General features: G+C 71.1%; 8 protein-coding genes and 1 pseudogene. 5 read left to right on the top strand and 4 right to left on the bottom strand.

Annotated elements, in window-relative coordinates; translation table 11 throughout:
- The first annotated feature begins 145 nt into the window (after nucleotides 1-145).
- On the top strand, nucleotides 146-1,369 hold the full coding sequence (locus ACIQM0_RS06735; RefSeq protein ID WP_401284084.1) for an alginate lyase family protein: 1,224 nt from the start codon (nucleotides 146-148) through the stop codon (nucleotides 1,367-1,369).
- 81 nt (nucleotides 1,370-1,450) lie between these two features.
- On the opposite strand, the gene ACIQM0_RS06740 is transcribed toward ACIQM0_RS06735, so the two are convergent.
- Nucleotides 1,451-3,496 (bottom strand): M4 family metallopeptidase, encoded by a 2,046-nt coding sequence (locus ACIQM0_RS06740; RefSeq protein ID WP_401284086.1) that lies wholly within the window; start codon nucleotides 3,494-3,496, stop codon nucleotides 1,451-1,453.
- Between the two features lie 161 nt (nucleotides 3,497-3,657).
- Nucleotides 3,658-4,680 carry a hypothetical protein gene (locus ACIQM0_RS06745; RefSeq protein ID WP_401284088.1) on the bottom strand — a complete coding sequence of 341 codons (1,023 nt, stop codon included), beginning with the start codon at nucleotides 4,678-4,680 and terminating at the stop codon, nucleotides 3,658-3,660.
- Here ACIQM0_RS06745 and ACIQM0_RS06750 point away from each other — a divergent pair.
- Nucleotides 4,673-4,891, top strand: a pseudogene (locus ACIQM0_RS06750) (XRE family transcriptional regulator); the annotation flags it as partial. The gene ACIQM0_RS06745 and the pseudogene ACIQM0_RS06750 overlap by 8 nt on opposite strands.
- Nucleotides 4,892-4,943: 52 nt before the next feature.
- Here the strand turns inward: ACIQM0_RS06750 and ACIQM0_RS06755 are convergent.
- Both ACIQM0_RS06755 and ACIQM0_RS06760 read right to left on the bottom strand, forming a co-directional pair.
- Nucleotides 4,944-6,848: an ABC transporter ATP-binding protein gene (locus ACIQM0_RS06755; protein ID WP_401284090.1), complete on the bottom strand. Its 1,905-nt coding sequence runs from the start codon at nucleotides 6,846-6,848 to the stop codon at nucleotides 4,944-4,946.
- A complete protein-coding gene (locus ACIQM0_RS06760; protein ID WP_401284092.1) occupies nucleotides 6,845-8,731 on the bottom strand; it encodes an ABC transporter ATP-binding protein in 1,887 nt (628 codons plus the stop codon). The genes ACIQM0_RS06755 and ACIQM0_RS06760 overlap by 4 nt, the downstream gene beginning before the upstream one ends.
- Before the next feature lie 70 nt (nucleotides 8,732-8,801).
- Between ACIQM0_RS06760 and ACIQM0_RS06765 the strand changes: the two genes are divergently transcribed.
- The 3 genes from ACIQM0_RS06765 to ACIQM0_RS06775 all read left to right on the top strand — a co-directional run bounded on the left by ACIQM0_RS06765 (nucleotide 8,802) and on the right by ACIQM0_RS06775 (nucleotide 11,591).
- Entirely contained in the window at nucleotides 8,802-9,758 is a 957-nt protein-coding gene (locus ACIQM0_RS06765) for a hypothetical protein (protein WP_401284094.1), read from the top strand.
- A 104-nt stretch (nucleotides 9,759-9,862) separates the two neighbouring features.
- Nucleotides 9,863-10,801: an ABC transporter ATP-binding protein gene (locus tag ACIQM0_RS06770; protein WP_401284096.1), complete on the top strand. Its 939-nt coding sequence runs from the start codon at nucleotides 9,863-9,865 to the stop codon at nucleotides 10,799-10,801.
- Nucleotide 10,802: 1 nt separating this feature from the next.
- Nucleotides 10,803-11,591, top strand: coding sequence for an ABC transporter permease (locus tag ACIQM0_RS06775; RefSeq protein WP_401284098.1), 789 nt, complete (start codon nucleotides 10,803-10,805; stop codon nucleotides 11,589-11,591).
- Nucleotides 11,592-11,645 lie beyond the last annotated feature (54 nt).

Genomic DNA, 11,645 nt, shown 5'->3' on the forward strand with positions numbered 1-11,645 from the left:
CACATGTGCTTGACGTGTTCATGCGATGCATTTAAGTTCCTCACTCATCGCAGGGTTCATCACCCGGCCCATTGTTCACGTGGGTGAACACCGTTGGTTTCGGGCCGAGTTGCCGGACCTCCTCCGCACCGGAAGGCACCCCCACATGCGCACCGGAACCATCGGGCGCGGCCTCGGCCTCGGCCTCGCCACCGCCCTCGCGGCACTGATCACCGGCTTCTCCATGGCCCCGGCCTCGGCCGGCCGGGCCGCGCCTGACCCGGCCCCGGCGGTGGCCGCCGCCCCCGCCGCCTTCACCCACCCCGGCGTCCTCGTCAGCCGTCCCCAGCTGGACTTCGTGCGCGCCAAGGTGCAGGCAGGCGCCCAGCCCTGGAAGAGCGCGTATGACCAGATGATGGCGAGCAAGTACGCCTCGCTCACCCGGACCGCCAAACCCAGGGCCGTCGTGGAGTGCGGCTCGTACTCCAACCCCAACTACGGCTGCACCGACGAGCGCGAGGACGCGATAGCCGCCTACACGCTCTCGCTGGCCTGGTACCTCACCCAGGACAGCCGCTACGCCGCCAAGGCCGTCGAGATCATGGACGCCTGGTCGGCCGTGATCAAGGACCACACCAACAGCAACGCCCCGCTCCAGACCGGCTGGGCCGGCTCCTCCTGGCCGCGTGCCGCCGAGATCATCAAGTACACGTACAGCGGCTGGCCGAACGCGGGCCGGTTCTCCGCCATGCTGCGCGACGTCTACCTGCCCGAGGTCATCAACGGCTCGAACAGCAACGGGAACTGGGAACTGAGCATGACCGAGGCCGCGATCGGCATCTCGGTCTTCCTGGAGGACCGCACCTCGTACGACAAGGCGGTCACCAAGTTCCGCGGACGGGTCCCCGCGTACATCTATCTGACCTCGGACGGCGCGCTGCCGAAGACGGCGCCCGGCAGCGGACTGGACACCCGCGACAAGATCGTCAACTACTGGCAGGGCCAGTCGACCTTCATGGACGGGCTCTCGCAGGAGACCTGCCGCGACCTCACCCACACCGGCTACGGCCTCTCCGCCCTCTCGCACATCGCGGAGACCAGCCGGATCCAGGGGCAGGACCTCTACCCGGAGATCGCCGACCGGCTGCGCCACGCGCTGGGGCTGCACGCCAAGTACCAGCTGGGGGAGGCCGTTCCGTCGTCGCTCTGCGGCGGATCGCTCAAGGACAGCCTCGGGCCGGTCACCGAGGTCGGGTTCAACGCGCTGCACAACCGGATGGGCATCGCGATGACCCACACCCAGACCCTCACGGAGCAGCGCAGGCCCGCCGGGACCGACAACCTGTTCGTCGCCTGGGAGACGCTGACCCACGCGGAGAACCCCTCCTGAGCACGGAACCGCCCGGGAGGAGTGGGTACTCCTCCCGGGCGGGATACCGCGTCAGCTGTGGTGCGTGCCGTGCGGCTGGGTTCAGAAGGTGAGCTTGAAGCTGTTGATCTTCCCGGTGTCGCCCGAGTAGACGTCCTGGACCTTCAGCTTCCACGTCCCGTTCGCCACCACGGCGGAGGCGTTGACCGTGTACGTGGTCTGGACGTTGTCCGCCGAGTCGGTGGCCGAGGAGTTCTTCAGGCGGTACGTGGTGCCGTTCGGGGCGACGAGGTCGATGACCAGGTCACCGCGGTAGGTGTGGGTGATGTCCACGCCGACCTTGAGGGCGCTCGGGGCGTTGCCGGTACGACCGGTGACGTTGACCGAGCTGGTGACGGCCGAACCGTGGTCCGGGATGGCCGTGGCGGTGGTGTTCTCGAAGACCGTGCCACCGGGGTCGGTGCCGCCGCCGGGACGGGTACCGACGTTGATGCCGGCCCAGGCGTTGGCCACGGCCGTGTACTCGGCGCTGGTCGTGCCGTACAGCTCACCGGCCGCGGCGAGCGTGCCCGTACGGGCACCCGCGTAGTTCGTGGTGGAGCTGAACTTGGTGGTGAGCGCCTTGAACCAGATCAGCTCGGCCTTGGCGCGGCCGATGCCGGTGACCGGCAGACCGTCGGAGGTCGGGGAGTCGTACGAGACGCCGTTGATCGTCTTGGCGCCGCTGCCCTCGGAGAGGAGGTAGAAGAAGTGGTTGGCCGGGCCCGACGAGTAGTGGACGTCGATGCTGCCGATGCCGGAGTACCAGGCGTCCTTGGAGATGCCGTCCCGGCTGGGCTTGTCCTGGTAGCGCAGCGGGGTGCCGTCGCCGTTGATGTCGATCTTCTCACCGATGAGGTAGTCGCCCTTGTCGGTGGCGTTGTTGGAGTAGAACTCGACGGCGGAGGCGAAGATGTCGCTGGTCGCCTCGTTGAGGCCACCGGACTCACCGCTGTAGTTCAGGCCGGCGGTGTTCGAGGTGACGCCGTGCGTCATCTCGTGCGCGGCCACGTCCAGCGCGGTCAGCGGCGAGGCGTTCCCGCTGCCGTCGCCGTAGGTCATGCAGAAGCAGCTGTCGTCCCAGAAGGCGTTGACGTAGCTGTTGCCGTAGTGGACGCGGGAGTACGCTCCGACGCCGTCACCCCGGATGCCCGTCCGGCCGTGGACGTTCTTGTAGTAGTCCCACGTCTCGGCCGCACCGTAGTGCGCGTCGGCCGCGGCGGTCTCGGCGTTCTGGGGGGTGCCGTCACCCCAGATGTCGTCCGAGCCGGAGAAGAGGGTGCCCGTGCCGGACGAACCGTGGTTCAGGTTGTACGTCTTGTGGTTGCCACGGGTGGTGTCGGTCAGGTTGTACGACCCGGAGGTGTTGAGGGTCACCTGCCCGCTGTACTCGGTGTTGCCGGTGCCCTTCTCGATGCCCTGCCACTCGTAGAGCTTCGCGCCGCTGGTCGCGTCCGTGACGACGTGCAGCGCGTTCGGGGTGCCGTCCTCCTGGAGTCCGCCGACCACGGTCTCGTAGGCGAGCTGCGGCGTGCCGCTCGCCATCCAGACGACCTTGCGGGGCGCCTTCTCGGCCACGGTCTTGTCCGAGCCGTCGGCCTTGGCCGCACCGAGCGCCTGCTTCTCGGCGGTCGCCGGGGCGACCTCCGCGGCCGTGTCCACGGCCTTCAGCTGGGCGGTGGTGGCCTTGGAGGCCTTGGTGACGCTCTCGGTCGCGCCGGACTTCGACTCCTGGACGATCAGGTCGCCGCCGAGGACCGGGAGTCCGCTGAAGGTGCGCTCGTAACGGGTGTGCGTGGTGCCGTCGTTGTCCTGGATGACGTCCCGGACGACGAGCTTCTCCTGCGAGCCGAGACCGAGGTCCTTGGCGGTGGCCGCCTTGCTCGCGTTCGCGTCACGGATCAGCTCCGCACGCTGGGAGGGGGAGAGCTGCCGGGGCAGCGCACCGTGATCGGCACCTGCGGTTGCAGCGGCTTTCGTGGCGGCGGCGCTGGATGCGCCGGCCGGTGTCGCGGTGGCTGTGCCGGTCTGGACTCCGGCGGCCAGGAGAGCTGCTGCGGCTATCAGAGCGCCGGTCGCGGTGGCACGACGGCTGGGCGTGGATCTCACGCGGACTCCTTCTGCGAGGGGGTACCGGCGGCTGGTGAGCCGTCCGGGCAGAGCAGGCAGTGCGCAGAACGGGGTGAAGAGTGCCAGGAGAAAGGTGTTGCTGTCAGGGCCGCGTCAACAAGATGGCCGGAATTCGTCCGTTGCCGTAAGAGTCGTGTTCGTTAAGCGGACGTTTCGCCGATCATCACCGCGATGCCGTCCAGGGTCCTGTGCAGCCCGAATTCGAAGAGGACGTGGAGGCCGAGCTCGAACGTGTCGTGTTCGAAAAGATTGAGGAGAACCAGAAACGACCACCTGCCGAGACGGCTTCGAACTGTGGCTCGTTCCGCGCCATCCACTCCTCGTCGGAGAGTCCGGTGTCCTGGAGCGCCTGCGCCTCCAGGTCGGCGGCCTGGGCCAGACTGCCTGATGCCGTCCTCCCGGAGTCCCGGAGCCCGGTGAAGGCGCGGTTTGACGTCCTGAGCGCGGTGCTCTCCCTCGCCGCGCTGCTGCCGGTGATCCACGGCATCAAGGAAATCGCCAAGCACGGCTACCGGCCGCTGCCCGCCCTCGGAATCGCCATCGGTCTCGTCCTCGGCCTCGTCTTCGTCCACCGCCAGGGCCGGCTCACCCACCCGATGGTCGACCTGGCCCTCCTGCGCCGCCGCGCCTGCGGAGGTCCGGTCCTGGTCAACCTCCTGGCGATGGCCGCCACCATCGGCTTCGCCGCCTTCTTCTCGCAGTACGTGCGGTCCGTCCTCGGCAAGAGCCCGTTCGAGGCCGCGATGTGGAGCCCGGTGCCGTCCCTCGGTGTCATCGTCGCGGCACCGGCCGCCGGAGCGCTCGCCCAACGCCTGGACCGCGGACACGTCATGGGCGGCGGGTTCCTCGTCTCCGCGGCGGCCGTCCTCGAATCGGGCCAGGAGATCGGCGGCGCACCGGGCATGGCCCTGCTCGGCTCGCTCGGTGAGCTCGTCTACGGGCGCGACACGGCCGACACCGTACCGGGCGCTCCCGACGCGGCCCGGGAGACCCTGGGCGGTGCGGTGGCCGTGGCCCGGGAGCTCCCGCCGCGCGGCCAGGACGCCTTGCTCTGCGCCGCGTTCAAGGCCATCACCCACGGGGTGGACATGGCAGCGGCGGGCGCGGCCGCGGCGGCCAGCCGGCTGGGCCCGGAGCCGCCGGGAGCGCTTCGGGATGTTCACTGGTGTGGCGTCAGGCGGCCGGCCGCACGCCTCGTTGGCCGGCGTGGACCCGAAGAGCGTGGAACGCCGGGTCCACCTCGGGCGAACCCCACGGCGGGCAACCGCACTCAAGGCGGCCGAGACGTTGGGCGAGGACATCCACGCTCTGTGACCGGCGCTCCGGCAGGCGTGGGCAGCACGGGCCGTCAGTCCGGAACTGGTCGCTCTGTACGGTGTTCATGGTCGCGCGGAATCACGAACAGCGGAACCCGCACCGCGGCGGCTCAGACCAGGCTCTCCCGCCAGACGCGGTGCAGGCCCGCGAACCGGCCCGTGCCGCCGATGAGTTCGGCCGGGGACCCGTCCTCCACGATGCGGCCGTGCTCCATCACCAGGACCCGGTCGGCGATCTCCACGGTCGACAGCCGGTGGGCGATCACCACCGCGGTGCGGCCGTGCAGCACGGTGTCCATCGCCAGCTGGACCGCCCGTTCGCCCGGGATGTCGAGGGAGCTGGTCGCCTCGTCGAGGATCAGTACCGCCGGGTTCGCCAGCAGGGCGCGGGCGAAGGCGACCAGCTGGCGCTGGCCGGCCGAGATCCGGCCGCCCCTCTTGCGTACGTCGGTGTCGTAGCCGTCGGGGAGACCGCTGATGAAATCGTGGGCGCCGATCGCCTTCGCGGCCTCCTCGATCTCCTCGCGGCTCGCGTCCGGGCTGCCGATCGCGATGTTCTCGGCGACGGTCCCCGAGAACAGGAAGGCCTCCTGGGTCACCATCACCACTCCGCGCCGCAGTTCGGGGACGGCGAGGTCCCGCAGATCGGTGCCGTCCAGCAGCACCCGGCCGTCGGTCGGGTCGTAGAAGCGGGCCAGCAGCTTCGCGAGCGTCGACTTGCCGGCGCCCGTCGAACCGACCACCGCCATCGTCTGGCCGGCGGGGACGGTCAGATCGAAGCGGGGCAGCACCTCACCACCCGTGCGGTAGGCGAAGCTCACCGCGTCGAAGACCACCTCGCGGCCCGGGAGGTCACCCGCGAGCGGCGGCAGCTCCCGCGGCTCCAGGGCCTCGGGAACCGTGGGGGTCTGGGCCAGCAGACCCGCGATCTTCTCCAGTGAAGCCGCCGCCGACTGGTAGGAGTTGAGGAACATGCTGAGCCGGTCGATCGGGTCGTAGAGCCGCCGCAGATACAGCACCACCGCGGCCAGTACACCGAGGGCGAGGGTGCCGGAGGCGACGCGGTAGGCACCCCACAGCACGATTCCGGCCACCGCGGTATTGGCGATCAGCCGCGACCCGACGACGTAACGCGCGTTCTCGATCATCGCGTCGCCGTTCGTGCGCCGGTGCTCGTGGTTCAGCTTCCGGAAGGCCGCGTCGTTGACCGCCTCCCGGCGGAACGCCTGGACGGGGCGGATGCCGTTCATCGTCTCCGCGAACTTCACGATGACCGCGGCGATGGCCGTCGACCGGGCGGCGAAGATGACTCCGGCCCGGCGCTGGTACTGCCGTACCAGCAGATACAGCGGGGCGAAGGAGAGTACGGCGACGGCGCCCGTCGCGAAGTCCAGCCAGAGCAGCACCAGGGAGATCGAGACGAACGAGAGGACGACCCCGATCAGCTCCTGCAGCCCCTCGCTGAGCAGTTCGCGCAGCGACTCCACATCGGTGGTGGAGCGGGAGATCAGCCGGCCCGAGGTGTACCGCTCGTGGAAGTCCACGCTCAGGGCCTGGGCATGGCGGAAGATCCGGCCGCGCAGATCGAGCAGGGCGTCCTGGTTGACGCCGGCCGAGGCCCGGATGAAGGCGTACTGCATGGCTCCCGCGCCGGCGGAGCACAGGGCGTAGCCGATGCCCACGGCGAGCAGCGGCCCGTAGTCCCTGTCCCGGAACGCGGGCACCCCGCTGTCGATGGCGTACGCGACGAGCAGCGGCCCGGCCTGCACCGCTATCTGCTGGACCAGCAGGAACAGCGCGGCCACCACGACCCGGCCGCGGTGCGGGCGGAGCAGCGAGACGAGCAGCTCGCGCGTCGCGCCACGGGGGGTGGGCAGGTCGTCGCGGTCGAAGGAGTCCCGGGGCGCCGGGGTGTGCGCCGGGTCCTGGCTGCCGGGGACCGGCGCGGTCTTCTCGTCGGCGCCGTCCCCGCCGTCGCCGGGTTCCGCGGGCCGTCCCGTGGTGGTGCTGGTCATCGGCTGCTGCCCTCCTCGGCAGGGGTGTTCGCGCCCAGGGTGTCGTCGGTCGGGCCGGGGCCACCGGGGTACGCGTCCTCACCGGCAGGGCTCCCCGCGCCGGACATCAGCCAGGCGTACTCGGCGTTGCCGCGCAGCAGTTCCTGGTGGGTGCCGACCGCGCTGATCCGGCCCTCCGACAGGAGCGCCACCCGGTCCGCGAGCATCACGGTGGAGGGCCGGTGGGCCACCACCACCGCCGTGGTGTCCCGCAGCACGCTGCGCAGCGCGGCCTCGACCAGCGTCTCGGTGTGCACGTCCAGCGCGGAGAGCGGGTCGTCGAGCACCAGGAAGCGCGGCCGGCCGACGACGGCGCGGGCCAGCGCGAGGCGCTGCCGCTGACCACCGGACAGGCTCAGTCCCTGTTCGCCGACCTGGGTGGCGATCCCGTGCGGCAGGTCGTGGACGAAGTCGGCCTGCGCGACCGAGAGGGCGCGCCGCAGCTCGTCCTCGCCGGCGCCCTCCGCGCCCATCAGGACGTTCTCCCCGACGCTCGCGGAGAAGAGCGTCGGCTCCTCGAACGCCACGGACACCAGCTCCCGCAGCCGCTCGCGCGGCATCGCGGTGATGTCCTCGCCGTCCAGGGTGATCCGCCCCGCAGTGGCCTCGTGCAGCCGGGGCACGAGCGCGGTGAGCGTGGTCTTGCCGCAGCCCGTGGCCCCGACCAGGGCCATCGTCTCGCCGGGACGGATCCGCAGATCGATCCGGGCCAGCACCGGAGCGGAACCCTCCGCCGCGTCCGGGTAGCGGAACCGGACCCCCTCGAAGACCATGCCGCCCGACCCGGCGTCATCCGCGGCGGGGCCACCGGACGTACTCCCGGCCGCCGGCCGGTCGGTCGCGGTCTCCTCCTCCTCGGCCACGTCCATCACCTCGAAGAACCGCTCGGTCGCCGTCGCCGACTCCTGGCTGATCGCCAGCAGGAAGCCGATCGACTCGACCGGCCAGCGCAACGCCAGCGCCGTGGAGAGGAAGGCGACCAGCGTGCCCGCGGAGAGCCCGCCGTCCGCGACCTCGATCGTGCCGAGCACCAGCGCCGCCCCGACGGCGAGTTCGGGGATCGTCGTGATCAGGGCCCAGATGCCCGCGAGCAGCCGCGCCTTGTCCAGCTCCGTGGCCCGCAGCCGCTGCGCGAGGGCGCGGAACGCGAGGGCCTGGCTGCGGTGCCGGCCGAAGCCCTTGACGATACGGATGCCGAGCACGCTCTCCTCGACCACCGTCGTCAGATCGCCGACCTGGTCCTGGGCCTTGCGCGCCGCCAGCGAGTACTTCGCCTCGAAGACCGAGCAGGCGATCATCAGCGGCACGACGGGGACGAGCAGCACCAGGCCGAGCGTCCACTCCTGGCCGAGCAGGATCACGAAACCGACGACGATCGTGGTGGAGTTGACCACCAGATAGATCAGCGGGAAGGCCAGGAACATCCGCACCAGCATCAGGTCGGTCGTGCCGCGCGACAGCAACTGGCCCGACGGCCAGCGGTCGTGGAAGGCGACCGGCAGGCGTTGCAGATGCCGGTAGAGCGCGGCCCGCATCGACGCCTCGACAGAGGCCAGCGGACGCGCCACCATCCAGCGCCGGAGGCCGAACAGGAACGCCTCCGCTATCCCCAGCAACAGCAGATACAGCGCCCCGAGCCAGACGCCGCCGGGGTCCCGGTCGGCGACCGGGCCGTCGACCATCCACTTCAGCACGAACGGGATCACCAGGCCGAGGCACGAGGCGACGACCGCGACCACGACCGCGCCGGACAGCTGGGCCCGCACCGGTTTCACGTACGGCCACAGCCGCATCAGGGAGCGTGCGACGGAACGGTCCTTGGACTCTGCATGTTCTTCGGGCATCAGGGGCGAGCCTACGGTTCACCACTGACATCGCTCATCTGCTTTTCCCGTCCGGAACCCGCTTGACGCCGTGACCACCGCAGCCGATATTTGGTCGGCCCCGGAGGAGGGGCGGCTGGTCGCGGAATCCGCGCAGCCGGGACCGCGAGCACCGGGGGCAGCACGCATGACGACGGCCGACGTGTACAGCGAACGCTGTGAGCAGCTCTTTCTGGCGGGAGGTCTCGCCGGGGTCCGGCGCACCGCCACCCAGGGGCTCGACGAGACGGGTCCGCACGCCGACCTGTACTGCTGGCTGGCCGTGGCCCACGCGTCGGAGGACGACGACGACCACGACACCGAGGCCGAACGGGCCTTCCGTAAGGGCCTGGCCCTGGACGCGGACCACCCCGGGCTGCTGGCCGGATACGCCGAGCTGTGCCTGCGCAGCGACTCCTTCGAGTACCCGGGCCGGGCCGCCCGTGCCGTGGAGCTGTCCCGGCGCCTCGAAGAGCTCGCCCCCGACTCCCCGGAGAACGCCCGGCTGCGGGCCGCCCACCGCTGGGCCGCCCGCGGTTACTGGGAGGACCTGCGGATGTCGGCGGCCGAGGGCGCGGTGCGGCGCCAGGCGCGCGAGACCCGGAGCGACGAGATCGCCGAAGCCCTCAGGGGCCAGGGGCTCCAGGAGGCGCGGGCGCGGGCCGCGGAGGCCGCCGCGGCCCGGCCCGACGACCAGCGGGCCGCCGTTCTCGCCGCCACACTCGAAGCGCTCTCCGGCCCGGGGAACGGCCGGCTGCGCTGGATGGCCCGGCACCGGGCGGCGCTGTGGGGGGTGTCGGTCGCGCTCTCGGCGCTGACGAGTCTGGCGCTGCGGACGACCGGCGTGGTCGACGGGTTCGGTCCCTGGGGCCTGTTGTGGATGCTGCCGATGCTCGTGGCCGACGCCAGGCTGTCGTCGGTGCGCAAGGAGAGCGAACGGGTGGTCCTGGCGCGCCTGGAGGCACGGCTGTCGGGGAGCGAGGAGACCGGGACCGCCGCCGGCGCGTGACGGGGCGTACGGCGGTCGTGGCCCGGCATCAGCCGATCGGCTGATGCCGGTTCGAGCGTGATGGCGGATACCACGTGCGGACCGGGGCCGGGATGCTCGTGGACATGGCAATCATCGAAGTGGACGGGGTGCACAAGGCCTACGCCGGACGTCCCGCGGTGGACGGGGTCGGTTTCTCCGTCGACGAGGGGGAGATCTTCGGGATTCTCGGCCCCAACGGCGCGGGCAAGACCACCACCGTCGAATGCGTCGAGGGACTGCGGGTCCCCGACTCCGGTACGGTCCGGGTCGCCGGGCTCGACCCCGTCGCGGACCACGACCGGGTGACGCTGCTGCTCGGCGCCCAGCTCCAGGAGAGCGAACTCCAGCCCAAGATCACGGTGGGCGAGGCGCTCGAGCTGTACAGCGCGTTCTACCCGGACCCCGCCGACTGGCGGCCGCTCGCCGAACGCCTGGGCCTGCACACCAAGCTCACCACCCGGTTCGGCCGGCTCTCCGGCGGTCAGAAGCAGCGGCTGTCCATCGCGCTCGCGCTCGTCGGCAACCCCCGGGTCGTGGTCCTCGACGAGCTGACCACCGGGCTCGACCCGCGCGCCCGGCGCGACACCTGGCAACTGATCGAGGAGGTACGGGCGAGCGGCGTCACGGTCCTGCTCGTCACGCACTTCATGGAGGAGGCCCAGCGGCTCTGCGACCGGATCGCCGTGATCGACAAGGGCAGGGTCGTCGCCCTCGACACCCCGTCCGGGCTGATCGCCAGGACCGGCAGCTCCACGGTCATCTCCTTCACGCCCTCGCGGCCGCTCGACGACGCCGAACTGGCGCGGCTGCCCGGTGCGGCCTCGTGCGAGACCCGCAACGGCCGCGTCGTCATCGACGGCACCGACGAGACCGTCAACGCCGTGATCTCGCTGCTGGCCCGGCTCCGCGTCACCGCGCACCAACTGCGCGTCGCCGACGCCACCCTGGACGACGCCTTCCTCGACCTCACCGAACACCCCGGACCCGCCGAGCGGCACGCACTCACAGAACGGGCAGTCTGAGATGGCCACAGCGAACACCGTCACCGGCCACGTGCCGCGCACCGCCCCGGCGGGCGCCTCCCTCGCGGTCCTCAGGGCGGAGACCAGGCTCTTCCTGCGCGAACCCGGCAGCCTGTTCTGGATCCTCGTCTTCCCGACCGTACTGATGACGATCCTGGGACTGATCCCGTCCTTCCGGGAGCACGACGACGGGCTCGGAGGCCGGCGCGTCATCGACCTGTACGTCCCCGTGGCGGTGCTGCTCGCCATGATCATGGCCGGTCTGCAGGCGATGCCGCCCGTACTGACCGGCTACCGCGAGCGCGGCATCCTGCGCCGCATGTCCACCACCCCCGTAAGGCCCTCCGCCCTCCTCGGCGCGCAGATCGTCCTGCACGGCGCCGCGGCACTCGGCTCCACCCTGCTGGTGATGGCGGTCGGCCGGATCGCGTTCGGGGTGCGGCTGCCCGGACAGCCCTTCGGCTATCTGCTGGCGCTGCTGCTCGCCGTGGCCTGTGTGCTGGCGCTGGGCGCGCTGGTCTGCGCGGTCTCCCGCACCACCAGGATCTCGGCGGCCCTCGGCTCGGTCGTCTTCTTCGCGATGATGTTCACCGCGGGCGTCTGGGTGCCGGTGCAGGCCATGCCCGACACCCTTCGCCGCATCGTCCAGGCCACCCCGTTCGGCGCGGCCTCCCAGGCACTGGACCGGGCCGCCTCCGGTGGCTGGCCGAGCTGGACGTACCTCGGTGTGGTGGCGCTGTGGACGGTACTGGCGGCGGGCGTCGCGATCCGCAACTTCCGCTGGGAGTAGGCGATCCGGGGGGAGGGGCGTCGGCGATGAGCGCGGGGGAGGGGTCCGTCATGG

The sequence above is a fragment of the Streptomyces sp. NPDC091387 genome (genome assembly GCF_044756945.1).
Classification (GTDB): domain Bacteria; phylum Actinomycetota; class Actinomycetes; order Streptomycetales; family Streptomycetaceae; genus Streptomyces.

Bases quoted from the DNA above. Each gene is read 5' to 3' on its own strand.
- ACIQM0_RS06775 (WP_401284098.1), top strand. From the start codon at position 10,803: ATGGCCACAGCGAACACCGTCACCGGCCACGTGCCGCGCACCGCCCCG.
- ACIQM0_RS06755 (WP_401284090.1), bottom strand. From the start codon at position 6,848: ATGACCAGCACCACCACGGGACGGCCCGCGGAACCCGGCGACGGCGGG.
- ACIQM0_RS06735 (WP_401284084.1), top strand. From the start codon at position 146: ATGCGCACCGGAACCATCGGGCGCGGCCTCGGCCTCGGCCTCGCCACC.
- ACIQM0_RS06760 (WP_401284092.1), bottom strand. From the start codon at position 8,731: ATGCCCGAAGAACATGCAGAGTCCAAGGACCGTTCCGTCGCACGCTCC.
- ACIQM0_RS06770 (WP_401284096.1), top strand. From the start codon at position 9,863: ATGGCAATCATCGAAGTGGACGGGGTGCACAAGGCCTACGCCGGACGT.